At 62.8% G+C, this 25,068-nt stretch carries 19 protein-coding genes; 14 read left to right on the forward strand and 5 right to left on the reverse strand.

Annotated elements, in window-relative coordinates:
• The first annotated feature begins 209 nt into the window (after positions 1-209).
• From O3675_RS00070 to O3675_RS00085, 4 genes are all read left to right on the forward strand, one after another.
• The gene (locus O3675_RS00070; RefSeq protein WP_371570116.1) at positions 210-1,142 is read left to right on the forward strand and encodes a multidrug transporter; all 933 of its coding nucleotides are present in this window, start codon (positions 210-212) and stop codon (positions 1,140-1,142) included.
• Positions 1,143-1,222: 80 nt separating this feature from the next.
• A complete protein-coding gene (locus O3675_RS00075; RefSeq protein WP_371570118.1) occupies positions 1,223-2,356 on the forward strand; it encodes an efflux RND transporter periplasmic adaptor subunit in 1,134 nt (377 codons plus the stop codon).
• On the forward strand, positions 2,353-4,602 hold the full coding sequence (locus O3675_RS00080) for an ATP-binding cassette domain-containing protein (RefSeq protein ID WP_371570120.1): 2,250 nt from the start codon (positions 2,353-2,355) through the stop codon (positions 4,600-4,602). The genes O3675_RS00075 and O3675_RS00080 overlap by 4 nt, the downstream gene beginning before the upstream one ends.
• A gap of 178 nt (positions 4,603-4,780) precedes the next feature.
• Positions 4,781-8,776, forward strand: a complete 3,996-nt coding sequence (locus O3675_RS00085) for an ATP-binding cassette domain-containing protein (RefSeq protein WP_371570122.1) — start codon at positions 4,781-4,783, stop codon at positions 8,774-8,776.
• 155 nt (positions 8,777-8,931) lie between these two features.
• On the opposite strand, the gene O3675_RS00090 is transcribed toward O3675_RS00085, so the two are convergent.
• Positions 8,932-9,717 (reverse strand): TSUP family transporter, encoded by a 786-nt coding sequence (locus tag O3675_RS00090; protein ID WP_049326951.1) that lies wholly within the window; start codon positions 9,715-9,717, stop codon positions 8,932-8,934.
• 149 nt (positions 9,718-9,866) lie between these two features.
• On the reverse strand, positions 9,867-12,392 hold the full coding sequence (locus O3675_RS00095; protein ID WP_371570124.1) for a DNA topoisomerase (ATP-hydrolyzing) subunit A: 2,526 nt from the start codon (positions 12,390-12,392) through the stop codon (positions 9,867-9,869).
• 286 nt (positions 12,393-12,678) lie between these two features.
• Between O3675_RS00095 and O3675_RS00100 the strand changes: the two genes are divergently transcribed.
• Together O3675_RS00100 and O3675_RS00105 are read left to right on the forward strand one after the other, a co-directional pair.
• On the forward strand, positions 12,679-13,272 hold the full coding sequence (locus O3675_RS00100; RefSeq protein ID WP_005506389.1) for a DUF5998 family protein: 594 nt from the start codon (positions 12,679-12,681) through the stop codon (positions 13,270-13,272).
• 115 nt (positions 13,273-13,387) lie between these two features.
• Positions 13,388-14,653 (forward strand): alkaline phosphatase family protein, encoded by a 1,266-nt coding sequence (locus O3675_RS00105; RefSeq protein ID WP_371570126.1) that lies wholly within the window; start codon positions 13,388-13,390, stop codon positions 14,651-14,653.
• Between the two features lie 119 nt (positions 14,654-14,772).
• Here O3675_RS00105 and sepH read toward each other — a convergent pair whose 3' ends face one another.
• Positions 14,773-15,996 (reverse strand): septation protein SepH, encoded by a 1,224-nt coding sequence (gene sepH / locus O3675_RS00110; protein ID WP_294633500.1) that lies wholly within the window; start codon positions 15,994-15,996, stop codon positions 14,773-14,775.
• Positions 15,997-16,322: 326 nt separating this feature from the next.
• Here sepH and O3675_RS00115 point away from each other — a divergent pair, with 326 nt between their 5' ends.
• The 7 genes from O3675_RS00115 to O3675_RS00145 all read left to right on the forward strand — a co-directional run bounded on the left by O3675_RS00115 (position 16,323) and on the right by O3675_RS00145 (position 20,998).
• The gene (locus tag O3675_RS00115; protein WP_005506382.1) at positions 16,323-16,622 is read left to right on the forward strand and encodes a DUF4193 domain-containing protein; all 300 of its coding nucleotides are present in this window, start codon (positions 16,323-16,325) and stop codon (positions 16,620-16,622) included.
• 244 nt (positions 16,623-16,866) lie between these two features.
• A complete protein-coding gene (gene dut, locus O3675_RS00120; RefSeq protein WP_049354821.1) occupies positions 16,867-17,313 on the forward strand; it encodes a dUTP diphosphatase in 447 nt (148 codons plus the stop codon).
• A 78-nt stretch (positions 17,314-17,391) separates the two neighbouring features.
• Positions 17,392-18,183, forward strand: a complete 792-nt coding sequence (locus O3675_RS00125) for a DUF3710 domain-containing protein (protein WP_070593494.1) — start codon at positions 17,392-17,394, stop codon at positions 18,181-18,183.
• A complete protein-coding gene (locus O3675_RS00130) occupies positions 18,183-18,722 on the forward strand; it encodes a hypothetical protein (protein WP_049340596.1) in 540 nt (179 codons plus the stop codon). Before O3675_RS00125 ends, O3675_RS00130 begins: the two co-directional genes overlap by 1 nt.
• Positions 18,712-19,506 carry a DUF3159 domain-containing protein gene (locus tag O3675_RS00135; RefSeq protein WP_070634404.1) on the forward strand — a complete coding sequence of 265 codons (795 nt, stop codon included), beginning with the start codon at positions 18,712-18,714 and terminating at the stop codon, positions 19,504-19,506. Before O3675_RS00130 ends, O3675_RS00135 begins: the two co-directional genes overlap by 11 nt.
• A 119-nt stretch (positions 19,507-19,625) precedes the next feature.
• Positions 19,626-20,138, forward strand: a complete 513-nt coding sequence (locus tag O3675_RS00140) for a helix-turn-helix domain-containing protein (RefSeq protein ID WP_371570129.1) — start codon at positions 19,626-19,628, stop codon at positions 20,136-20,138.
• A complete protein-coding gene (locus O3675_RS00145) occupies positions 20,138-20,998 on the forward strand; it encodes an IS3 family transposase (RefSeq protein ID WP_371570130.1) in 861 nt (286 codons plus the stop codon). Before O3675_RS00140 ends, O3675_RS00145 begins: the two co-directional genes overlap by 1 nt.
• A 97-nt stretch (positions 20,999-21,095) precedes the next feature.
• On the opposite strand, the gene O3675_RS00150 is transcribed toward O3675_RS00145, so the two are convergent.
• Together O3675_RS00150 and O3675_RS00155 are read right to left on the reverse strand one after the other, a co-directional pair.
• The gene (locus O3675_RS00150) at positions 21,096-21,749 is read right to left on the reverse strand and encodes a TrkA family potassium uptake protein (RefSeq protein WP_070593496.1); all 654 of its coding nucleotides are present in this window, start codon (positions 21,747-21,749) and stop codon (positions 21,096-21,098) included.
• Positions 21,750-22,616, reverse strand: a complete 867-nt coding sequence (locus O3675_RS00155) for an NAD-binding protein (protein ID WP_315285352.1) — start codon at positions 22,614-22,616, stop codon at positions 21,750-21,752. It lies immediately after the preceding gene.
• 193 nt (positions 22,617-22,809) lie between these two features.
• Here O3675_RS00155 and O3675_RS00160 point away from each other — a divergent pair, with 193 nt between their 5' ends.
• Positions 22,810-24,966 (forward strand): APC family permease, encoded by a 2,157-nt coding sequence (locus O3675_RS00160; RefSeq protein WP_296547316.1) that lies wholly within the window; start codon positions 22,810-22,812, stop codon positions 24,964-24,966.
• The last annotated feature ends 102 nt before the right edge of the window (positions 24,967-25,068 follow it).

Consider the following 25,068-nt stretch of genomic DNA (forward strand, 5'->3'; position numbering starts at 1 on the left):
GGAAAGACCGGTAATGGTGCGGGCCACCCGAGACGCAGGCTCGGCGGGTAGCCCGCACCCGCGAGGATATTCCCGCAGAGGCTGCAGTTCTCGGCAGATGAGTGGGTGCGCAAAAATTTTTGGTGCACACCCCCCCCGAAATTCGAGCGCGACAGGGCATAGAACGTGTAATGTGGTGTACAACTCACTCTTATGAAAGGCGTTCAACGATGAAGTCCCCCAACCGCCGCACCGGAACTGCCCCTCGTACCGGCACGCGCCGCCGCCTGCTCGCCACGGGCGCCCTGCTGGCCATCGGCGTGCTCCCGCTGAGCGCATGCTCGCTCTTCAACCCGCCGCTGGAACGCGACGAAAGCGTCCACGCCGTCTTTGATGCGGAACAGGACATCGTGAAGATGCCTCTGGACGATTACCTCTACTACGAGCGCACCAACTACGAGTACACGGCCTTTCAGATTGCCATGAAGCAGTGCTTTGCCGAACACGGGCAGAACTACACCATCCAGGCTCCCTACTCTGAGGGCGCACCCCGCGGTGATTTGGGACGAAAGTACGGTCCCTGGAACGTCGAGTACGCCCAGAAGTACGGCTTTCAGAAGCGAGACCCCAACAACGCAGCCGCCCCCATCTCCTATAACTCGGGGGAGAGCATGAGCCCCGAGGACAAGCTTCGCACCGAATGCTACCCCAAGGCCCGCGAGACCCTGGAGGCCGCGGTGCCCGAAGGTAAGAGGCCCGAGAATGGAGGGCAGTCCACATCCAGTCGTATCTCCACCGAGGCGGGCAATGCCGTTTACGGTAGCAAACTGCACCGCGAGCTCGAAGAGAAGTGGAAGCAATGCGTCTCAAACCGTGGCCTCACCCCTCGCTCGGCAGGCTCCGTCGCCGAGGAAACCCCGCTGGCTGAGCAGCTGAGCAAGAACGACGGATTCAACAAGCCCGCCTCCGAAGAAGAGATTCGCATCGCCACCATCCAGGCTGAATGTAACCAGCAGGTCGGCATGACCCAGCAGCTCTACGACCTGGAAGCCCAGTACCAGATGCCGCTCATCCGCAAGCACCAGTCACAGCTTGAACAGGAGCGCCAAGCCGACCGCGACCGCGACGAGAAGTTCAAGCAGTACGTTCTGGAGCACCAGTAAACCGGGGCGCTAAAAGACAGCGCACCGAAAGACGGCGCTAAGAAATAGACAGCGCTGACACAGTTCAGAAAGACACCGCCATGACCACTCACACGAAAAACCAAAGCCAAAACAGCGGGCACCGCTTCAGCGAGCGCATCGCCCGACCCCGCGTGCTCCTGCTGCTGGCAATCCTCGCCATCGGTTCGCTCATGCTGTCCTTCTACCTTGGTACCCGCTACGCCGCCACGGGCCCCGACCCGACCGTGCAAGCGAAAACCGTGATCCCGGTCTGGGCGAAGATTGAAGAACGAACCGTCAGCGAGGGCCTCGCCATCGCCGGAACCACCAAGGCGGGAGAGACCGCCCCGATTAGCGCGCGCACCAACGGTGAGCCGGTGCTCGTCTACCAGAACCAGAAGCCCGGTAACGTGCTCAAGGCCGGTGACTTCATCGGCATTATTGGCGCCGACCCCGTCTTCGTGCTGGAAGGGCCGCTGCCGCTGTACCGCGACCTCAACCTGGGCGATAACGGCGACGACGTGCTCGCCTTCCAGAAGGCACTGAACTCCGCCGGGTACGCCACCGCTCAGAGCGGCACCGTCACCGAAGACACCCTCGACGCCGTCACGCGCCTGCACCGCGCTCACCTGACCGGCGTGCCCAGCGAAGGGGTCACCAGCATTGCCCGTAACAACTACGCGATTCTGCCCGGCGGAAGCCACACCGTCACCGCAGTTGCGGCAGTCGGCCAGCTCATTAACGACGGCAACCCCATCGCGAGTGTAGAAACCAGCGAACCCTACGTGGAATCCAGCGTTGAGCTCTCCGTTGCCAATAAGCTCAAGGCCGGCGACCGCGTTAGCCTGCGCACTTCTACCGGCAGCGTGGAGGGCACCATCACCAGCATTGGTGAGCTGCAGAACGACCCCTCCAAGGGTGCGGCGAAGAGCGTGCGATTCAGCGCCGACGACCCGAGCAAGCTCACTCCGGGGCAGAGCGCCTCCATCACCAGTAAGGGCAACACCTCAACCACCCTCGCCGTGCCGACTACCGCGGTACGTCAGGACTCCCAGGGCACCTACGTGCTTGTTGAAAAGGGCGGAAGCTCCACCTCGACCAGCAAGGATGCGCCCGCCACCGAACGAGTCAACGTTGAGGTTCTGCGCACCGCCGGCGGATACGCCGCTATCAACGCGAACCTCAGCACGGGACAGAAGGTGCTTGTCTCATGAGCCGCCGTAAGATAACCCCAGACACAAGCCCAGGACGTGCGCCTACAATTGCGCCCAACGTAGCGTCCGCCGCTACACCTGCCGCCGGGCTCGGTACCGCGCCCGCTATCGAAATGCACGGCATTACCCGCATCTTCGAGGGGAGCGAACGAGCAGTCCTCGACCACCTCGACCTGGTGGTCGAACGCGGCGAATTCCTCGCCATTATTGGTCCGTCGGGCTCCGGTAAATCCACCCTGCTCAACGCCATTGGCCTGCTCGACACTCCCACCAGCGGAACCTACAGCCTCTTCGGCAAAAACACGGAAGGACTCAGCGACAGAGAACGCGACGAAATGCGCCGAGACCACCTCGGCTTCATCTTCCAATCCTCAAACATGCTGCTGGACGAAACCAGCACGACCAACGCCTCCATGGGTCTGCGCGTGCAGGGCGTACCCTACAGCGAGCGCCTGCAACGCACCGAAGAAACCCTAGAATTTCTGGGGTTGAGCGACCGCGCAAGCATCCGTACCCGCTACCTTTCCGGCGGCGAGAAGCAGCGCTGCGCCATTGCTCGTGCCCTCGCCACGCGCCCGCCTCTGATTCTTGCCGACGAGCCTACCGGCAACCTGGACAGCCACAATAGCGCCAAGGTCATTGAGATTCTTCAGCGCATTAACGCGACCGGCTGTACCGTGCTGGTGATTACCCACGACCCGGAGGTTGCCGCCGCTGCCCGCCGCGTGATCCGCATTGAGGATGGGCGGCTACACGAGCAGAGCCGCGCCGACTCGGCTACGGTGCCGGTCGCTGAGGTGCTGAGTACTGAGGTTGCACCGGTTGCAACGGATACCCCGGCAGAAGCCACGGTAGGTGCCCCGGTAGACGCCTCCGCCAGCCTCGCACCGGGGGAGAAGCCCGCTACGCACCGCCGCGGAAGCTTCCTCACCGACGACAGCATCGAGGCAATCTCGGCGCTCACCTCACGACCGCTACGCACCCTGCTGCTGGGCCTGTCCTTCGCGCTGGGCGTGGGCGGACTCATCAGCGCCTCCGGCATGAGCGAATCCGCCAGCTACCAGGTGAACCAGCGCCTGCTCGGATCCGAACAATCCACGCTCTACATCAGCGACAGGGACAATGACCAGAACATGCTCGGAACCTACCGGCAGGGTGAATCCGCGCAGAATGTTGCCGACCGCATTAGCGCGCTGGACTACGTGAAGAACACCGGATTCGTCAGCAGCGTGGCACCCGCCGACGTGCGAATCACCCGGTTCAGCCCCTACGAGGACGAACCCAAAACGGCGATTGGCCTCAGCTCCACCTCGAAGACCCGGCTCGAGCAAATCGGTGCCCGCATGAACCCCGAAACCCTGCGTGCGCTCGAACAGATGAACTCGACCCTCACCCAGCAGAACGTTGCCGACCGTGAACGCTCCGAGCAGCTCTCCGGCGCTATCGTCTCGGTCTCCGCTGCCCGCGCCCTCGGCATTCTCCCCGAAGATAAGGCTGCAGATAACGCCACAACCGAGCCCAGGCCCGGCGAGCTACCCGCCGTCGACTACGGCATTAAGCTCGGCGGGCTGCCGCAGGTGGCACCCGGTGTGAGCATCTGGGTGGAAGGTCAGCTGATGCCGGTCATCGGCCTCTTCGACCCCGGCAATAGCGGCTACGAATTTAGGAACACGGTCATTGTCTCGCCGGGCACACTTCAGCGCACCGGACGCGGCCAGGTGACCTACATTGCTGAAACCGAACGAGGCTACGGCAAAGCGGTCGCCAAGGCCATTCCGCTGGCCCTCAAGCCCGCTGAACCCAGCCAGATCAACGTGGAAACCCCCTCCGACCTGCAGAGCCTACGCGCGTCCATCGCCTCGGATCTGGGCCTGTACGTGGGTGTGCTCTCCGGTATTCTGCTGGTGCTCGCCTCCCTCTCGGCGGCAACCGCCATGTACCTGTCCGTGCAATCGCGCACCGCAGAGATTGCGCTGCGCCGCGCCATCGGATCGAGTAAATGGCTGATTGCTCGCATCTTCCTCATGGAGGGCGTCATGCTCGGCGTGCTCGGTGGTTCCATCGGTGCCTGCTCCGGCATGATTGCGACGATTATTCTTTCGCTCGTGCAGGGCTGGCAGGCGGTTCTCTCACCCGGATTCGTGGTGCTCGGCGTGGGCGTTGGTGCCCTCACTGGTCTGGTGTCTTCGGCGTACCCGGCGTGGGTGGCATCCCGCAAGAGCCCCGCCGACGCGATGCGCGGCTAGAACTAGGGCTGGGTGAGGACCAGCCAATTATCCGAAACTTGACTGGTCAAATAGGTATTGGATAGCCCAACCCTTAAACTGATGGGAGGTAAAAACTGCAGAAGACTAAGGACAACACGTGAGTCGAACGCACACACCGCGTCATGCTGACAAACATCAGAACACTGAGGCACCAGAGGTGACCGACGGAAAGCGCAATGACCGCGCTGACCGCCGCCCGCCCCTGGGCCCTGACGCCCGTAAAACCCTCAGCACGTTCGGTGTCATCACCGCCGTGCACACCCTCGCGACGGTGCTTTTCAGCGCCGCCCTGGCTGTGATTATTGCCCGCGCGGCACACGCCGGTTTCGCCGCTGTTGCCGCCGAGCACGCGCGCCTCAAAGAGACCAGCGCCCCGGACGTGTACCGCGCCTACATTGAGTTCTCGGGCTCCGCGCAGGCGCAGCTGGAGGCGCACGGCGGCTGGCTGCTCGGCCTCGGTGGGCTCTTCGGTGACGCAGACACCATTACCCCCGGCCTGATTGCGGTCGCCGTGGCTGCCCTGCTTGTCCGCTCGGGTACCGACTACCTGCTGGCTGTGAGCGCGCAGCGTGCCGCCTCCGGAGCGAAGTCTCAGATTCGTTCCGCCCTGCTCAAGCGCGTGCTCGCCACCGGTGGCGCAGACACCCCCGAAGGTACCGGCGCGACCGCTGTGTTGCTGTCCCGCGGCCTGAACGCCCTGGATGACTACTACACGAAGACCCTGACCGCGTTCGTGTCCACCGCGATTGTGCCGTTTATCCTCTGGGTTGTTGTGGCGGCCCTAGACTGGATGAGCGCCATGGTCCTGGCGTGTACCCTGCCGCTTATTCCGGTGTTCATGATCCTGATTGGTAAGAACACCCGCGACGAAACCGCAGAAGCTCAGGCTGAACTGCACCGCCTCTCCGACCATATTCTGGAGCTGGTGCGCGGCCTGCCCGTCATTATCGGTCTGGGCCGTGAACGTGCACAGACCCGCTCCATGAACGCCCTCGGCCAGCGTTACCGTGAACGCACCATGCAGACTTTGCGTAGCGCCTTCATGTCTTCGCTTGCGCTGGAGCTCATCACCACCATTTCGGTGGCGCTGATCGCTGTGCTGATTGGTGTGCGCCTGGTCAACGGCACCCTGGGCCTGGACACCGCAATTCTCGTGCTGCTGCTGGCTCCCGAATGCTACCAGCCGCTGCGTGATGTGGGTGCCGCCTACCACCAGTCGGAGGACGGCGTTGCCGCCCTGCGTAGCGCCCAGAAGATTATTGATGCGCCCCTGCCCGCCGCCGCTGCGGACTCGAATGCGCAGGATTCGGCAGCGCAGAAGGCTCAGCCTTCCACCATCGCCGTTGAGGACCTGTCGGTGAGCTACCCGGCGCGTCCTGCCGTGCTGACTAACCTATCGTTGAACCTGGACCGTCGCGTTGGCAACACCCAGACTGAAACCGCCCAGACTGAAACCGCCCAGGACGCACGCGGCGCGGTTATCGGCGTGATGGGTGAGTCCGGCTGCGGTAAGTCCACCCTGCTGAACGTGTTCTCCGGTGCAGTACGCGAGGGTCTGGTGCCCACCGGCTCGGAGGAGCCCGTGCACCTGACCGGTAGCGTGACCGGTCTGGGAACCACCCCGGTTATTCCGCAGTCGCCGGTCTTCACCGCGCCGACTGTGCAGACCGAAATGGCTCTCTATGCGCTCAGCGCTACCGAGGCGGAGCGTGAGCGTGCAGCCGCTCTGCTCGGTGAAGCGATGGACTCCAAGAAGCTGTCCGTCACTGATGCCGAGTCCGCGCTGCTGGTTGGCCCGCTGGCTCAGCTGGGCATGGAGAAGCTCACCAATCTTGAGCCCGGTGCCCTCAGTGCTGGTCAGGCGCGCCGCCTCGCCGTGGCACGTACCCTGGCTCGTGCCGAGGCTATCTACCGTGCCGGCGGTGAGCAGACCGTGCTGACCGTCCTGGTGGATGAGCCGACCGCGCACCTGGACGCCTACTCGGCATACCTGGTGACCCGCGCCCTGCACCGCCTGGCGGAACTGGGCGCAACCGTGCTGATCGTGACCCACGAGCAGGAGCTCGCCGCTGGTTGCGATACTCTCGTTCGTGCCGTGCAGACCGCCCAGGGCTACACCTGGACCGCCGAGGCGAACACCGCCCGCGTTGCGGTTCCCGCGCAAGCCCCCGCGCACCTGCTCAAGGACAGGGAAGAGTACGAGGCTGAAAGCACCGCCCCGGCGGGCGCCTCCGTAGCTGCCGAGACCGAGGAAGCCGAGCCTGCCGGCCTGTTCGCAAGCCTGCGCACCCTGAAGGAACTGACCGGTATTGGTGTTCGCGCCGCAACCGGCCCGGTCATCATGGCTGCGATTACTTCCCTGATGGCTGCGGCACTGACCGCGCTGTCCGGCTGGCTGATTGTTCGCGCCGCCGAGGGCCCGGCAATGATGTACCTGATGGTCGCCATTGTGGGCGTGCGTTTCTTCGGCCTGGGTCGTGCCTGCGCCCGCTACGCTGAGCGTCTGATGACCCATTCGAAGGTTCTTGCCGCCGCAAATATTCTGCGTCTGCGCGCCTGGGTTGGCGCATGGCAGAGCGTGAGCAGCGTTCGTGCCCTGCTGCGTGGTGACGCGCTGCTCGAACGCCTCGTGGGCGGTATTGATGAGCTGCGGGACGGCGTGCCGCGCGTTATTATTCCGCCGGCTGCGCACCTGCTGGTCATGATCGCGGCGCTGATTACGACCGCGTGCATTCTGCCGCAGGCTCTGATTCCGGTTCTGCTTGCCGTGCTGGTTAGCACTTTTGTGGCTCCGTGGATTGTGCTCCGCGCCGATGCCCGTGCGGAGGCGCTGGCTCGCCGCTCCACCGCGCAGATGCTACGCCTGGGTACCGGCATGCTCTCGGCGGCTGAGGACCTGCGCGCTAACGGCGTGGCAACCACCGCTGAGAAGGCTAACGGCGCCCTGGATGCCGAGAACCTGTCCGCCCTGCAGAAGGGCTCAACCGCTCAGGGTGTGGGCCGTACCCTCGTGACCCTGAGCTGGTTCGGTGCGGCTCTGGCGAGCGCAGTCATTGCGTACCCGCTGGCTGTTGACGGCACCGTGCGTGCCCCCGAAGCGGCGATTGTGGTGTTGCTGTGCACCGGCATGCTGGAAAGCTCCCTGGGCCATGTTGAGGCGGTCCGCTCCTGGCCCGCGTTCAGCCGCCTGCTCGCGACGATTGCCCCGAGTGTGCGTGACGTATCCCTGGAGGGTGTTGTTGCGACTTCGACCCTGAAGCGTTCCGTGCCGACTGAGGCTGAGGTAGACACCCACGTTCTGCCGCGTCGTGTTGAGCGTTTGCGTGCCCGCGCGGAGGCCGAGATGGAGGAGCTACTGGAGGCTGACCGTCAGCGTGCTCACCGCTTTGACCGCCCCGAATCTGGTGCTAAGGCGGATTCTAAGGCTGTGCGCCCGCCGAAGCCCGGCGAACCCACCCTGGTCAGCTGCGGTACCCCGCAGGAGCTTGGCGTGAAGGTCGCTGAGACTGATCCCGCCCTGAGTCTGCAGGACGCTGCCGCCCGCTGGCCCGGCATGGATCACCCGGTCTTCACCGACCTGAACATGAACGCCCGTGCGGGCTCCTGGACTGCGGTGACCGGCCCCTCCGGTTCCGGTAAGTCTACGGTGCTTGCAACCGTTCTGGGCTTTTTGCCGCTGGAGTCCGGCCGTGTGCTGGCTTCCGGTGAGGTCCTGGAAGGCGAGCAGCTGCGCGGCTACGCGGCATGGTGTCCGCAGGCGGCTCATATTTTCGAGTCGACCCTTGAGGGTAACCTGATGCTGGCTCGTGACCGTTCGGATCGCCCGAGCGAGGAAGAGCTGATTGAGGTTCTGCGCCGTGTGGGTCTGGGCGAGTGGTTTGACGCTCTGCCTCAGGGCCTGCGCACCCCGGTGGGTGCTGGCGGTTCCTTCCTGTCGGGTGGTCAGCGTCAGCGTCTGGCGGTGGCTCGTGCCCTGCTGGTGAACTCGCCGGTGCTGCTGCTGGATGAGCCGACCGCGCACCTGGATGCTGAGTCTGCCCGCGCGCTGATGGCTGACTTGGATTCGGCGACCCGCTCCAGCTCCGTGGCTACGGTTCTGGTGTCGCACCGTCCTGAGGATATTGCCCGCTGCGATGAAGTGGTTCGCCTCTAGCAGTTGTGCTCTATCAGGCGGCGGGGCGCGCTGATGATGCGCCCCGAAAGGACGCCTCAGAAAACATAGTGTGCATGGGAATGCCCCGGTACTTCGTGAAAGTACCGGGGCATTCCTCTTCATGGATATATATCTGTGCGGATAGGCTCGTGGCATTAGACCCAACCGAGTATCTGCGCGCTCAACCGCAGCAGCATGAGGGTCATAACGATAACGAGCACGCGGCGAATGAATCGCTCGCCCAGGTGAATTGCGGTGCGGGCACCAACCCAGCTTCCCGCCATGTTGGCGCATCCCATGGCGATTCCGAGGAGCCAGTGAATCGAGCCCAGCGGAATGAAGTAGAGGAGCGCGCCGAGGTTGGTGGCGGTGTTGAGAACCTTGGCGGCGGCGGTAGCGTGGAGCATATCGTAGCCCATAGCTATCTGCAGGGCGACGAGCATCATCGCGCCGGTGCCAGCCCCGAGGATGCCGTCGTAGCCGCCCAGAATCAGACCCAGCGCAAAGCCGCGCACTAGGAACGATGAGGTTGCGAGCACGCGAGGCTGCCCGCGAGGTATGCGCGGTTGTAGCACTGAGAAGACGAGGATAGCGGCTAGAACCACCACAATGGCAGGGCGGAAAATATGTGCTGGCAGGATCGTGGCGCAGTACGCGCCGGCGGCGGAGGCGCAGAACGCCACGAACGCTACGGGGAGCAGGATTTTCCACGGGATTTTGAGCGAGCGAATATAGGTTGAGGCGCTCGTCAAAGTGCCCATGGAACTGGCAACTTTATTGGTGCTCAGGGCGGCGACGGGGGAGAATCCGGGCGCCATGAGTAGGGCGGGGAGCTGGATCATGCCGCCTCCGCCCACGACAGAGTCAATGCATCCCGCGCAGAAGGCAGCGAGCAGGAGCACGATAAATAACTCTGGTGTGACGGACAGTAAATCAAGCACGACAAATCCTCTAAGAACAATGCGTCAATAAATGTGTGCTGTGTTACTTAAGGTACACCACATAAAAGCCGGGGGTGAAGACACACACAACGTGTCTTCACCCCCGGCTTCGTTAGCAACATGAGGTCGAAAGGCCGTGAACGGCGCGCCTAGAAGAGCTTTTCACCCTCCGGGCTAACCGCCAGCTCAGCAGAAACAGCCGCATAGTTCGGGCCCACAATGCCGATGCTCTGAGTAAGCATCACACCGGAACCGTCACGGGCACCGTGCTCAGTCGGCAGGGAACGAGCCACACCGCCGGAGGACGCCGCCTTCGCCGGGCCCACGCCAACCCACGCCAGAGCCAGCTGGCTCTCACCGGTGAGGAATCGGTGCGCACGCACGCCGCCGGTCGCGCGGCCCTTCTGCGGGTACTCGCTCAGGGCGGTGACCTTGGCGCTCGCCAGGCCATCCTTGCCGTTGGTGACGGTCACGACCTCCGCCGCGTCGCCGGGCGCGGTCACGCTCAGGGCGATGAGGCGGTCGCCGTCGGCAAGCTTGATGCCTGCGATACCGCCGCCGGTGCGTCCCTGCGGGCGGACCTTTGCTGCGTCGAAGGTCAGCAGCTTCGCGTCGCGAGTGACGAAGGTGAGTACCGCATCGTCGGTGGGGCAGGGGGCGGCGGCTACGATTTCGTCGCCGTCCTTGAGCTTCATGATGTCCCACTCGGTCTGGTTCAGCGGGTAATCCGGGTTGAGGCGCTTAATCACGCCGCCCGCGGTTGCCAGCGCCAGCACCGTGTTCAGCGGTACGAGGGCGACCAGCTTCTCACCCTTGGCGAGCTGAACCAGCTCGGCGGCCTTCACCGCCGACGCCATGGAGGGGGTGCCGCCGTTCTCGTCCAGCACCACAATGTCCATGACGGACAGGCGCACCATGCGTCCTGCGGAGGTCACGGCACCGATCTCGCCGCGCGCGGTGGTCGGCACAATCGAGGTGAACACGTCGTGCTTGAAACGCTTGCCGGGATCCACGAGCGCCTCGCGGATGGGCTTGCCGGGGGTGCGTCCCATCATGCCGGATGCCGAAAGTAGCACCCAGCAGGGATCGTCCGCGATTTCGAGGGCGAGGCCTAGGCTCTTCTTCGCCTTGGACTGCGCGGTGACTGCCTCAATGGCAACCTGCATGTCGTCCTTGGTTTTGAGCTGGGTGCGGCGGTCGGTGCCGTAGCGTTCGGCGACCTCGGCGAGCTCGTCAGAAACCAGTTCGCGCAGCGCCGCATCGGAGCCGAGGATACGCTGCAGTTCTGCGATTTCCTGCTGCAAGGTGTCGCGTTCTGCTTCGAGTTCCAGGCGGGAGTACTTGGTGAGCTGGCGCAGGCGCAGCTCCAGAATGTGGTTCGCCTGGGTGTCGGTCAGGTCGAAGACGACCTTCAGCTTTTCGCGTGCCTGAGCGGTCTCATCAGACTCACGAATGATCTGGATGACCTCGTCAATGTCGAGGATTGCCACGAGCAGGCCCTCCACCAGGTGCAGGCGGTCGGTGCGCTTGCCCAGACGGAATTCGGTGCGGCGGCGGACCACGTTCAGGCGGTGGTCAATGTACACGCGCATCAGGTCGAGCAGGCCGAGGGTCTGCGGCTGACCGTCCACGAGCGCCACGTTGTTGATACCGAAGGAATCCTCAAGCGGGGTGTGCTTGTAGAGGGCGGCGAGCACCGCCTCCGGGTTGAAGCCGTTCTTGATTTCGATGACGAGGCGCAGACCGTTGGTGCGGTCGGTCAGGTCGACCACGTCGGAGATGCCGGTGAGCTTCTTGGAGTTGACGCCGTCCTTGATCTTTTCGATGACCTTTTCGGGGCCGACCATGTACGGCAGTTCGGTGACGACAATGCCCTGCTTGCGGGGGCTGACCTGCTCGATGGAGACCTTCGCACGGGTCTTGAAGGTGCCGCGGCCGGTTTCGTAAGCGTCACGGATGCCTCCCAGACCCACGATGGTGCCGCCGGTGGGCAGGTCGGGGCCGGGGATGAACTTCATGATGTCTTTGAGGGTCGCCTCGGGGTGGGCGATGAGGTGGCGGGTACCGGCGATGACCTCGCGCAGGTTGTGCGGCGCCATGTTGGTTGCCATGCCGACCGCGATGCCGGTGGTGCCGTTGACGAGCAGGTTCGGGAACGCTGCGGGCAGCACGGAGGGCTGCATGAACTGGTTGTCGTAGTTCGGTACGAAGTCAACCACGTCTTCTTCGAGGTCCGCGGTGAGTGCCTGCGCGGCGGGCGCCATGCGTGCTTCGGTGTATCGGGCGGCTGCCGGGCCGTCGTCGAGGGAGCCGAAGTTACCGTGACCGTCAACGAGGGGCAGGCGCAGCGCGAAGGGCTGGGCGAGGCGCACCATCGCGTCGTAGATGGCGGCGTCGCCGTGCGGGTGGAGCTTACCCATGACCTCGCCGGTCACGCGGGCGCTCTTGACGTGGCCCTTGTCGGGGCGCAGACCCATTTGCTGCATCATGTAGAGGATGCGGCGCTGCACGGGCTTGAGGCCGTCGCGGGCGTCGGGGAGGGCGCGCGAATAAATCACCGAGTAGGAGTATTCCAGGAAGCTGGTTTCCATCTCGGCGGATACGTCGATGTCGACGATATTCTCTACCACATCCACCGGGTAGTCGCTGACGGTGGATTTGGATCGGCGAGCCATATATCTCCTCGTGTCGGTGTGTTTTCGCTCCTCCTATTTTAGCGGGTGGCAGCGGATGAGACGGGTTGGTTGGTCGGCGTCATCTGTGGGGTGCGCCAAGGCGGTTGCGGGGCAGTGACCGAAGCGTACCGGGGGATTGCACACCGTCATATGAGCCTGTATTAGCGTGGTCAAGTAGCACAGCCCGGCTGGAACCCTCTAAGGTAGAGGGGAGTAATACCTAACCGCCCTCATCGTGTGCGCCGACCGACGTCGCCTCATGAGGGCACCGCACGAAAGAGGTACGATGTACGCCACCACCCCCGAACGCGAGCAACTGGTCGCAGACATTAAGCATGCCGGTTTCTACCCCGACCTCGTGCTGGAAGTGGTGGATGACGCGCTAGCGGGCATGAACCCGGACGCGCACTTCGTACAGCATGAAACCCACTTCTCACGCGATGATTTTCACCGCCACATCACCGTGATGGTGCTCTGCGGTGAGCACGTCATCTTTGCGCACCTGGACGACCAGCACCTTGAGGGTGACGCGCAGGGCACCGTGGCACATGTGAGCGTGGAGGCGGTGCACCTGAGCGCCCTGAACGCGGTCACCATCAGCTACGGTTTCAGCCAGCCGCAGGCGTACAACGCCGGTAGCACCGCCCCGACTGAGATTTCCTTCCAGATTGCCTGGACCGGTTCGCTACACATGGAGCTGGCTCCTGCCGGCTGTCAGGATCCGCAGTGCAACGCCGACCACGGCTTCACCGGCGATGCGCGCCGTGAGGACATTGCAGTGCGTGTTTCTGCGACCGCTGACGGCCCGGAGTCGGTTCAGCGTGCGCAGCATTTTGCGCGTGCGCTGCACCGTGCCCGCATGTACGCAACCCGCCGATAATCACCACCGATAAGCACCGGTGGTAGCGCTCGCCGCACAATAACAGCCCGCACAGTATAAATCCCGCGTGGTGCCCCGTACTTTCACACACCCGCCACACCCCTGAGAGGACCTTATGACGGTACAGACCACCCTGCACGATGTTCTGGGCGAGCCGTTGCCTCCCGCGCCCGCCTACGGCAGCAATAGCATCGCCGATGTGTTGGAGTCCGCCTCCTCTCTGGTGGCTCAGCGAAGCCTGGCGCGCCCCGCGCACGCCCTGGATTCCGACCCGGCGTTCCACGCTGTTGCCGACCCGCTGAACCTTGCCGGCCGCCTCGCGGAGCAGGATGTTGATCCGGCGTCTTTCCGTCACGTCTGTGTGATCATGGTGGACGGCCTGGGCGAGCAGCTGCTCAACAGCTACGGCGGCTACGCGCCCGCCCTGCGTAAGACCCTGAACCTGGGCCCGCTGGACGCCGCGTTCCCCACCACGACCGCCGCCTCCCTGACCTCGTTGGGTACCGGTACGGCACCCGGAGCGCACGGCATTGCCGGCTACGAGGTGCGTAACCCGGCAGGTAATGGGGGAGCGGGCTCGGTCATGAACCACCTGTCCGGCTGGGATCAGTCGGTGGACCCGCACGCCTGGCAGCCGCTGCCGACCGTGCTGGAACGCCACCATACGAACCGCCGCGTGCTCACCATTTCGCTGGGTAAGTACCGCGGTACCGGCCTGACGGAGGCGGCGCTGCGCGGCGGCGACTTCGTGGATGCCGTCGGCTATAACGCCCGCGTCACCTACGCCCTGGAGGCGCTCTCCAGCCGCACCCCGACCACCGTGTACCTGTACTGGGGCGAGATTGACGCGGCGGGCCACCGCTACGGCGTGGGCAGCGACGAATGGCTGCAGCAGCTGGAGGAACTGAACTCGGCGCTGAAGCGTCTGGCGGAGCGCGCCCCCGCGTGGGCGGCACTCTTCGTCACCGCCGATCACGGCATGGTGAACGTGCCCGAGCACCAGCGCATCGACTACTCGGGCGTGGAGGAACTGACCCGCAATATCGCCATGACCGCCGGTGAACCGCGCGCCGTGCACCTGTACCTGGAAGACACCTCGGAGGCGGCACGTACCGCCACCGCTCAGCGTTGGGCGCAGTACTGGGGCGAGCGCGCCTGGGTGATTGACTCTCGCGAGCTGATGCGTGCCGGCTACTTCGGCCCGGTCATCACGGATGCGGCGCGCGGCCGCATTGGTGACCTGATGGTGTGCGCTCGCGACGATTGGGCGCTGTACGATATGCGCCACTATCAGGAGCGTGCCCTGCACATGGTTGGTCAGCACGGTTCGCTGACGGACGCTGAGCGTCTGGTGCCGTTGCGTATGCTCAAGACTTTCTAAAGTACTAGTCTTCTAAAACGCTGGAGGATAAACGAAAGCCGCTGGTTATTCGGGTGAATAACCAGCGGTTTTTTGTCTAGAAGCTTTTGTCTAGGTGCCCTTGCGCGGGCGGGCGGTCGCTACTTGCGGCTACCGAAGATGATGTCATCCCATGCCGGAACGCTCACGCGCTGCTTCTTCGAGGAGGAAGGCTTGGGCTTCTCTTCGGAGGCGGGCTCAGTCTGTGCTTCAGTAGCGGGTGCCTCAGCCGGTGCCTCAGTAGCCTCAGCAGGCTCTGCGGCGGGTGCGTGTTCGCTGTAGTCTTCCGGTGCCGGATGCGCCGCGGGGGTGTGTGCGGCGGGTGCGCCGGTCAGCGGGCCTCGAGCAGATGCAGACTCGGCGGGTACCGGAGCTACGGGAGCCTCAGCCTTCGGAGCCTCTGCGGGTGCTGCAGGCTCTGCAATGGGCGCTACGGGAGCCTCAACTGCGGGCTCTTCATCCTTCGGAGCCTCTGCGGGCGCAGCCGGTGCTACAGGCTCAGCGGGCTGAGCAGACTCGCGGTGTACGAACACCTCGGGCTCTTCAACCTGCGCCGGGCGCACCGAGCGGGCGCGTTCCAGAAGCTCCTTGAGCTTACGCTCATCAGCGCTCTCAGAGGAAGTAAGGGGTGCCGGTGCGGGCTCGGGTGCCTTCGGCAGGCGGGCGGGAGGAACCTCCACGGGAGCCTTCTTCGCGGCGGCGGCAACAGCATCCTCACTATTGCCCATCAGGAAGTACGCCGCCTCATTCGACGCGTACAGGCCCTGGTTCGCTGGGTTGTACACCCAACGTGCGGGGAAGACGACTTGCGCGGGCAGGTTCTGACGCACCGAATCCTTCAGTGCAATATCAACCTCAACGCGCCACTGGCCGTTCTCCTGTTGGCGGGTGGTCCAGTCCTGGGTTGCGTCCTCAAAACCGTAACGCTCGGAGACTTCCTCAATGCGGGCGCTCAGAGTCACGGGAATCTGTGCGGTACCCGAAGCGGAGCTACGGCGACCAATCTTCACGCTCTGAGCGGCACGAATAATGTGGGCACGCTCAGCAACGATCGGCCACTCGTAGCGGCGCACGCGCTCCGGCTCCCAACCGGACTCTTCAGCGATTTCCTCAACGGAGGCACCCTGACGGAAACGGGTCTGAATATCGCGCGGACCGTAGGTGCCCTTAGCGCCCAGACCGCGGGCGGGCTGAATACGGCGAGCCTTGGTGATGCTCGTGCGCAGGTTCGCGTCAATCGGCAGCAAGAAGCGGGTGCCGTCAGCAGACTCAAGCACCAGATTTTCGCCGTCATCGTGAACGCCAATCAGACGCAGTTCAAGCATGAGAACCTCCATAGGTGAACCGGACGCGTTCGTGAATGTGTTGCACGGAACGCAAACTACCTACCAGGGTACCGTGAAAGCGCGGTAAATCAGTAGCGGAGGCGGGATTTTCACCAAAAAAAGATGTACTTTTCGCACCGAAAAAGCTAGAATGTGACGCCTAAACAGTCCAAAGCCTACCCAGGATTAGACAAATAGGGTGCCAATGGTGAACAATACCTGGCATGCCGTCGGGGTTAAATACACACCAGCGGCACCTAGAGCACTCATTAAACCAGCGTGGCCTAGTCCAACACACAGCCACAGAACCAACGGAGCGTGAAAGTTTGGCAACTGATTACGATGCACCTCGCAAGCAGGACGAAGAGCAGAACGAAGAGTCCTACGAGGAGCTGAACGCCCGCCGTTCCGAGATGCAGTCCGGTGCGGTGGACGAAGACGAAAACAGCGCAGCAGAAAGCTTCGAGCTGCCCGGTGCTGACCTCTCCAACGAGGAGCTGAACGTTGTTGTTCTGCCCGCTCAGGACGACGAGTTCACCTGCGCATCCTGCTTCCTGGTGCGCCACCGCTCGCAGATTGCGCGCGAAGAGGGCGGCCTGTCCTACTGCATCGAGTGCGAGGGCTAAAACTTTAGGGAAGGGATAACACCCACCCGACATACACCTCATGACGGGGCGAGTGCCGAGTGCACCCGCCCCGTTGAGTATGTGAAAGCCGCGCGCACACACACAAACAGCGCCGCGTCGTACCCAGCACGGCACGCCGCGGCACGTGCTGAACGCGAACACGCACCCCAAACACCCCGCAGTAGAGCCTCAACACAGCGCGAGGTAATGGCACAGACACCCGCGAAAGGTTAGAGTATTGACCATGATGACCCCCGTAAACGTCCACATTAAGCTGCTCGACCCCGAGCTGCCCGCACCCGCTTACGCAAAGCCCGGCGACGCTGGCGCTGACCTGCGCTCCCGCATCGACTTCGAACTGGAGCCGGGCGAACGCGCCCTGGTACCCACCGGCGTGGCAATCGCCCTGCCCGAAGGCTACGTTGGCCTGGTGCACCCGCGCTCCGGCCTGGCGACCAAGAACGGTATCACCATTGTGAACGCGCCCGGCACCGTTGATTCCGGCTACCGCGGCGAGCTGATGGTCACCCTGCTCAACACTGACAAGACCAAGTCCTTCCACGTGCAGCGCGGCGACCGCATCGCCCAGCTGATCATTCAGAAGTACGAGCACGCAACCTTTACCGTGGTGGACGAACTGGATCAGACCGAACGCGGCTCCAGCGGCTTCGGCTCCAGCGGAATCCACTAGTCTGCTCTCACCGCGAAACGGCACGAGAGAAGAGAAGAACCCCCCCCGCACCCTGCGTGCGGTGAAAGTAGGAATACCATGTTCGGATTTGGTAAGAAGAAGCGCGCCGAGGAGGCTGAAAAGGCCGCCATCGACAAGGCTGTCGCCGAAGAGGTCGAAGAGACCAACGTCGAGGTTGAGGAGCTGAAGGAAGAGGAGAACTCTCCCGAGGTCATTAAGTACGACCGCGTCAACGGCCCCCACGACATTGAAGAAGTCACCGCCGAAGACCTCGAAGACTACGTCGACCTGGGCGCGTTGCGCATCAAGTTGCTCGACGGCATGAACCTGCGCCTCGAAACCGACGACGCAACCGGTGCCGTCATCGCCGCAACCATCACCCGCGACGGCGCAACCCTGCAGGTGCAGGCATTCGCCGCACCGCGCACCACCGGCATCTGGGACGACATCCGTCACGACCTGACCGAGTCCGTCGCCTCCCAGGGCGGCAACGTCGAAATCTACGCCGGCGTGTTCGGTGCCGAGATGCTGACCCGCCTGCCCGCCTTCACCCCGGACGGTCAGCCCGGCGAGCGCATCGCCCGCTTCGTGGGCGTGGACGGCCCCCGTTGGTTCCTGCGCGGTGTGATTTCCGGCGCGGCTGTGCTCGGTGACGACAAGGCTGCCGCATCCGTGGAGGAAGTTTTCCGCACCGTCGTGGTGGACCGTGGCGACGACCCGCGCCCGCCGCGCGAACTGCTGCCCATGACTCTGCCCGCCGACCTGGTTGTGGCTGAGGAAGAGCCCGCCGTGGAAGAAGAGACCGAGAACGAGCACAGCAAGCTGCGCCCGATGCCTCGCCGCGGCCCTGAGATTACCGAGATTGGCTAATGCCTGAGTTCTCGAACTACCCGAGTGCGCTCGCGGTGCCGGAGGAGCAGATTCTTGCTCCCGGGTACCCCGAGCGCTTTCGCGTACGCCTTGCCGGACGCGTGGAGCAGGTGTGGTTGCCTGCGCTGCAGGATAAGCCGATGTACCGTGCCGAGCTGGTGGTGGCGAAGTCGAAGCCTCTGCAGTGGTCGAGCCCGTTGGCGCTGATTGGCATGCCGATTGTGGAGCCGCCCGGTGAGGATTTCGACGAGGAGTCCGAGGATTCCGAGAAGCAACACCACCTGAACACGGCGTCTTTGGCGACCGTGGCGGTGCAGGATCAGCACGAGGTGTCGTTCCCGCCCTATGCGCCGTTCAACCCGGGGGACCGGATTCTGCTGAAGTGGCAGGGGCAGCGGATGGTGCCCGGCGTGCTTGCCGGTGCGCTGTTGCGCTGTTCCGGCGTGGTGTCGGTGAGGGCGCATCAGCCGGTGATTTACAACCCGCGCTATGAGATTGTGCCGCAATTCTTTGCTGAGAAGGGAAAATATGAGCGCTGAGCAGTCTTCGACCCAGCCCGACCCGAACGCTAACCCCGCAACTGACCCTGCGCGGGAGGGGAACCAGTTTGCGCAGAGCCTGAGCGCCTCCATGGGCGCGAATATGCGCCGCACCGCCAACGGTGATGTGGATATTCTGCACGCTATCGGCGGCTGGCGCGGCCTGGTGGAGTCTTCGCTGCCGGCGGTGGCGTTCCTGGTGCTGTTCACCGTGACGAAGGAACTGAACCTGTCCCTGATTGCGGCGCTGGCTGCGGCGGGTGTGTTCACGCTGGTCCGTCTGGTGCAGGGCTCTAAGTTGGTGAGCGCGCTGACCGGTCTGGTGGGCGTGGCAATCTGTGCGTTTGCGGCGTACCGTACCGGTAACGCGAGTGACTACTTTGTGGTCGGTTTCTGGACGAACGGCGTGTACATTCTGGCGTATCTGCTGTCGATGCTGGTGCGATGGCCGCTGATGGGTCTGATTTTCGCGGTCATTCGTGGCGAGGCGTTGAGCTGGCGTCAGAACCCGGTGCGTCTGCGCCAGTACATGCTGGCCACCTGGATTATTACCGTGCTGATGATGCTGCGCCTTGCCGTGCAGGTGCCCCTGTATTTTGCGAATAATGTGGAGGCGCTGGGCGCTACCCGTTTGGTGATGGGTCTGCCGCTGTACGCTTTGGGCGTGTGGCTGGCGTGGCGTGTGTCGGCACCGGAGGAGGCGCTGGTGAGCGAGGAATCTGAAGATGCTGAAGAATCTGACGTATCTGTCGCTACCGAAGCTGACGGTTCAGAAAGCCGCTAACCCCACAACTTCATACGTGGAAGAACTTCATAGAAGTATGCGAAAGCCCCGGTACCCGTGTGAACTGCCTCCCGTTTCTTGGACATCAAAACTAAAGTCCAAGAAACAGGAGGCTTTTCATGTCTATCAATCTGGGATTAAGACATGATCGTTTGCTCCGGGAGCAAGCAGCGCAAATGTTCGAGAGAGGATTCGGCTATGGTCTGACCGCCAGGAAGCTTGGTGTGTCCGCCGCGACTGTGAGAGAGTGGCAGAAAATGTACCACGTCATCGGGAAGGGCGGGCTTCTTACCATGGGAGTAAAGCGAACCAAATACGACTATGAGACCAAGGTTGCCGCAGCGAAGGCTGTGGTTGATGGTGGGATGAGTAAGCCTGAAGCGATGGTGCGCTTCGGTATTGCAAGCACGACACCGTTGAAGCAGTGGTGCAGGCTATACCGGCAGGGCGGTGCGCAGGCGCTTAAGCCTAAACCTAAGGGCAGGCCGAAGGGGTCGGTGCGGGCGGTGCCGCCAACGCGTGAGGAGGAACTTGCCGAGCGTGTGCGCAAGCTTGAGGCGCAGGTGGCGTACCTCAAAAAATCGATTGCCCTGAAGGCGCAGAAGCGCTCCCAAACCGGGACAAAGCCCTAGTGGTCGCTGAGCTTTCAGGGCGCGGTCACAAGCTGTACGATCTCCTTGAGGCGGCAGGCCTTGCCAGGTCGAGCTACTACTACGCGCTGGCTCACCCCCAGCAGCCAACCAGAGTGCAGCTACGTTCCAAGGTCGCCCAGATCTTTTCGCGTACCCCCAACGGGTGCGGTCACAGGCAGGTAGCTATGTGCCTGCGTGCGGAGGAAGGGGAACGTATCGCCGATAAGACGGTCTTGAAGATGATGCGTCAGATGGGGCTGCGCTGCGGTATACGCCGCGAGAGGGCCTACCACAGGTACAACTCCTACAAGGGGGATGTGGGGCAAAGTTTCGCCAATATCATCGGTCGCAACTTCAAGGCCGATGGCCCCTGGCAGAAGTTGGGTACCGACGTCACTGAGTTCAAGCTTTCCTTTGGTAAGGCCTATCTCGCTCCGGTTTATGACTTTGCTAGCAAGGAGATTGTTGCCCACTCCATCTCGATGTGCCCTAATCTTGCCCAGCAGCAAGAGATGCTTCAGGTACTCATGGATGCCAAACCCGAGGGAGCTAAGCCGATTTTGCACTCGGATATGGGATGGCAGTACCAGCACGAGACCTACATCAGCACGCTGGCCGATAATGGTTTTATCCAGAGCATGTCACGTAAGGGTAACTGCATTGATAACGGTGCCACTGAGCAGGTCTTTGGACACCTGAAGGACGAGTTTTTTCGTGGCCAGGACTGGCAGACCTTTGAGAGTTTCAAAGCTGACCTTGACGCCTATATTACGCACTGGAACACGGTAAGGCGTCAGGTGAAGCTTAGGGGCCTGACCCCGGTAGAGTACCGGGATCAGGCCCTGCAGGAAGCCGTATAGCGGCTACTATTTAATGCGTCCAAGTTTCGGGGCGCAGTTCAGTGACCGGGGCTTTCGCCTCCTCAAAAACTTACGTATAAACGCTATGCGAACAGTGCTATGCGAACAGCGCGCGAATCTGATCCTCACCGGCAATGGTCGTGATGAAGAACAGCTCGTCGCCGCCCTCAATCGCCACGTCGGCACTGGGCGGGATCGGCGCGCCGTCACGCAGAATCGCGGTGAGCACCGTATCAACGGGCCACTGCACGTGGTCCACGCGGTAACCGATGACGGGGTGGTCATCCGGCACGGTGTACTCGGCGAGGGTCGCGCCGCCAGCCTGCAGAGTCAGCAGGCGCACCACGTCGCCGACTTCCACGGCTTCCTCGACGAGAGCGGTCATCAGACGCGGGGTGGACACGGCAACGTCCACGCCCCAGGAGTCGTCAAAGAGCCACTCATTACGCGGGTTGTTCACGCGCGCCACGGTGCGCGGCACACCAAACTCACTGCGCACCAGTAGCGAGACCATCAGGTTTGCCTTATCGTCACCGGTTGCAGCAACGACCACGTCCGCCTTGTTCGGGTGCACCTGGCGCAGTACGGACAGTTCGCAGGCATCACCAATATGCCAGCGCACACCGGGCAGGTCGGCGCGCTTCTTAGCTTCCGGCTTGGAGTCGATGATGGTCACGTCGTGGCCGTTCATCATGAGCTCTTTAGCAATGGAGGCGCCCACGGAACCGGCACCAACAATGAGGACCTTCACTTACTTCTCACCTTTCGAGGAATCACGATGGCGGCCGATGAGTTCGAGGGGGTCGGGCAGCTCCGGGGGAGTGTCACCGAGGTGGAACTCATGCTCGATAACGGGGCCGTCGTTGTGCTTCTGCTCGGCGGGTTTCTTCGGGGCGTGGGGGTACTTGCGGTGGCCCGAGGCGGGGGCATAGTCCACCTCCACTTCTTCGTCTTCAACGCGCGGCGGGCGGGAGAGAATACGGGTTACGTCCGCAACGTCGTCGGTGCGCATCATGACGTGCACGCTATCGCCCTGCTGGTAGGCGCTGTCTGGGCGGGGGAGCATGCCCTCACCAAAGCGGGTGATGTAGGCGATGCGCACCCCGGCGGCACGTTCGATACTGGTCAGGGCGTGACCCGCCCAGCCGTCGTCGAGCGGAATCTCGGTGAGCATGAGGCGGCCCGAGGGTTCACGGAAATCACCCTTGAGCGCCTGCTCAGGTAGCAGGCGGCGCAGCACCTGGTCGGTGGACCAACGCACCGAAGCGACCGTGGGGATGCCCATGCGCTGGAAGAACTCGGCGCGGTTCGGGTCGTACACACGCGCCACAACGTTCTTCACCTTGAACATTTCGCGTGCCACACGGGCGGCAATAATATTCGAGTTATCGCCCGAAGAGACGGCGGCAAAAGCGTACGCCTCGGTAATGCCGGCACGCTTGAGGGTGTCCTCATCAAAACCGACACCGGTCACCAGGCGACCCTCAAAGCCTTTACGCAGCGGCTGGAAAGCACGTTCGTCCTGGTCAATGACGGCGACCGTATGCCCTGAAGCTTCCAGAGTGCGCGCCAGCATGACGCCCACGCGTCCGGCACCCATAATGACGAAGTGAGGCATACAACCCTCCGAGTGTTGATGTTTTACGGTGATAAGGCGTTACCGCCTACCTCTACCAGTGTAATGGGCGGGTGAGCCTCCACGCCGATGCTCCGTGATATTCCGCTCGCAATGCCCACTATTCGGCTGAATAAAATTGAGCTTTGAAGCCGCGACCGATAGCCTTAACAGCGTGAGGAATCGTTGGGATAAAATGCGCATCGCCCTGATCGGTCAGCCGGTCAGCACGCGAAATCTTTCGGCAGTCGCGCTGCCGAAGCGCTATGCCCTGCCTCTTTTCGGTGCCGACGGTATCTCTTCGGTCGCCTACGCAGCCGACCAGATGATCCTGACCCTTGCCGCTGCTGGTGCCTCTGCGCTCGCTTTTTCACCCTGGATTGGTTTGGGTGTGGCGATGGTGGGTCTGCTGGTGATTGGCACGTATCGGTACAACATCAACCAGATTGCTTCCGAGGGCGATATTCAGCTGGTGCATCGCAAACTGGGTGCGTTGCCCTCGATCGTGATGGGTGCATCTTCGCTGATGGACTATATGCTCACGGTGGCGGTGTCTATGTCTTCGGCGTCCTCGTTTTTGGTGGCGCTGTACCCGCAGATTCAGGATTGGCGCACCCTCATTGCGGTGCTGCTCATTGTCGCCCTGACGCTGTTTGCGTTGCGTGGCGTGCAGCTGCTGGGAAAGATTGCGTACTGGCCGCTGTACGTTTTCTTGGCGCTGTTGGGGGTCACTCTCATTGTGGGTTGGGTTCGTGCCGCCACGGGTACTCTGCCGCTGGCTGAGTCTGCGACCTACGTGATTGCCCCTGAGCTGGAGACCCATTCGCTGGAGGGCCTGGCGCTGGTGCTACTTCTGGCGCGTTCGTTCTCTGCCGGCTTGGTGGCGTTCTCGGGTGTTTCCACGATCTCTAATTCGGTGAAGTATTTCCGCCGCCCGAAGAAATATAATGCGGCGGTCACCATGATGCTGATGGGCCTGATTACCTCGGTCCTGCTGGTGAGCCTGCTCGGTTTTGCGGCGGCAACCCGCGTGCACATGGTGCATGATACGACCCGTTTCTTGTTCATTGACGGGCACACGCCGGGGGAGTACTTCCACCAGAAGCCGGCGCTGTACCAGGTGGCTTTGGCGATTTATCAGGGTGTGCCGTTCTTCGCGCAGCTGCTGGTGTTTGCGACGGTGGGCGTGCTGATTATTGCCTCGCTGACGGCGTTTACGGGCTTCCCGGTGATTGCCTCGTCGCTGGCTGATTACCAGTACCTGCCGGTGTTCTTCCGCAGCGTGGATTCACGCGGCCTGTACGCGAACGGCGTGCTGGCGCTGTCGGCATTCTCAATTTTCCTCACCTGCATTTTCGGTTCGGACGTGTACTCGCTGATTCAGCTGTACATTGTGGGCATGTGCCTGTCCATGATGCTGGTGCAGCTGGCGGTGGTGCGCTACCGCATGCGCCTGCTGCGTATTACCCTGGCGCAGATGCCGCGCCGTGCCCTGCTACGCGATATTGCGGTCTCTACGGTGGGTGTAGTCGTGACCACCGCGGTGCTGGTCACCATCGTGGTGACGAAGTTCGCCGCCGGTGCGTGGCTCTCCCTTGGAATGATTGCCCTGATGGTTGGAGGTATGGTTGTGACTCGCCGCCACTACGATGCGGTGGATGCCGCCCTGGACATCCCCCTGAACGCCGAATCCGTCGCGGATGTGGCGGCCCTGCCTTCGCGTGTGCACGCCATCGTGTACGTGGAGCGTGTGCGCCGCCCGGCGGTTCGTGCCCTCTCGTATGCGCGTGCCGGCCGCCCCTCCACGATTGAGGCGCTGACGGTCAACAACGACCGCGCCGCCCTGGACGTTGTGAAGAAACGCTGGTACGCCCTGGGTATTCCGGTGCCGCTGTCGGTGATTGATTCGCCGTACCGTGACACGGTGGAGGCTGTCGTCTCGTATATTCGCCGCCGCCGCAAGAAGTCGCCGCGCGATATTTTGGTGGTGTACCTGCCGGAGTTTGTGGTGGAGCATTGGTGGCAGCGTATTCTGCACCGCCGCACGGTGCGCCGCCTCAAGCAGGCGCTTCTGCACGAGCCTGGCGTCATGACCGCGACCGTGCCCTGGGCGATGCACGAGGATGAGGTGTATGATGAGATTTTTGATCAGCGTCTGCAGGGTAAGGACTCGGCTACCAATGATCCGATCGCAGAGGCTGATATCGATGGCTCTGCGGCTGCAATCGCTCCGAAGATTACTCGTTCAGCCGGTGGCGGCCGCGAGCTGATTCAGAGCAACCGCCACGCGGTGTACCGCGGTCGCCTGCACGAGGCGGACGCTGTGGCCCGCGAGAAGAAACGCCAGCCGTAATAATCGCCCAGCGCTCAGCATGATTGCCCAGCGCCCAGAAATATTTGCCTGGTGCCCAGTATGATTGCCCAGTGCCGAGCCCGGTCAATTGCCCCGTAACTT

Origin of the sequence: Rothia sp. 27098_8_27, from assembly GCF_041432805.1 — a bacterium.
GTDB classification, from domain to species: Bacteria; Actinomycetota; Actinomycetes; order Actinomycetales; family Micrococcaceae; genus Rothia; species Rothia mucilaginosa.

Bases quoted from the DNA above. Each gene is read 5' to 3' on its own strand.
- O3675_RS00070 (WP_371570116.1), top strand. From the start codon at position 210: ATGAAGTCCCCCAACCGCCGCACCGGAACTGCCCCTCGTACCGGCACG.
- O3675_RS00075 (WP_371570118.1), top strand. From the start codon at position 1,223: ATGACCACTCACACGAAAAACCAAAGCCAAAACAGCGGGCACCGCTTC.
- O3675_RS00080 (WP_371570120.1), top strand. From the start codon at position 2,353: ATGAGCCGCCGTAAGATAACCCCAGACACAAGCCCAGGACGTGCGCCT.
- O3675_RS00095 (WP_371570124.1), bottom strand. From the start codon at position 12,392: ATGGCTCGCCGATCCAAATCCACCGTCAGCGACTACCCGGTGGATGTG.
- O3675_RS00100 (WP_005506389.1), top strand. From the start codon at position 12,679: ATGTACGCCACCACCCCCGAACGCGAGCAACTGGTCGCAGACATTAAG.
- O3675_RS00105 (WP_371570126.1), top strand. From the start codon at position 13,388: ATGACGGTACAGACCACCCTGCACGATGTTCTGGGCGAGCCGTTGCCT.
- sepH (WP_294633500.1), bottom strand. From the start codon at position 15,996: ATGCTTGAACTGCGTCTGATTGGCGTTCACGATGACGGCGAAAATCTG.
- dut (WP_049354821.1), top strand. From the start codon at position 16,867: ATGATGACCCCCGTAAACGTCCACATTAAGCTGCTCGACCCCGAGCTG.
- O3675_RS00125 (WP_070593494.1), top strand. From the start codon at position 17,392: ATGTTCGGATTTGGTAAGAAGAAGCGCGCCGAGGAGGCTGAAAAGGCC.
- O3675_RS00130 (WP_049340596.1), top strand. From the start codon at position 18,183: ATGCCTGAGTTCTCGAACTACCCGAGTGCGCTCGCGGTGCCGGAGGAG.
- O3675_RS00135 (WP_070634404.1), top strand. From the start codon at position 18,712: ATGAGCGCTGAGCAGTCTTCGACCCAGCCCGACCCGAACGCTAACCCC.
- O3675_RS00140 (WP_371570129.1), top strand. From the start codon at position 19,626: ATGTCTATCAATCTGGGATTAAGACATGATCGTTTGCTCCGGGAGCAA.
- O3675_RS00155 (WP_315285352.1), bottom strand. From the start codon at position 22,616: ATGCCTCACTTCGTCATTATGGGTGCCGGACGCGTGGGCGTCATGCTG.
- O3675_RS00160 (WP_296547316.1), top strand. From the start codon at position 22,810: ATGCGCATCGCCCTGATCGGTCAGCCGGTCAGCACGCGAAATCTTTCG.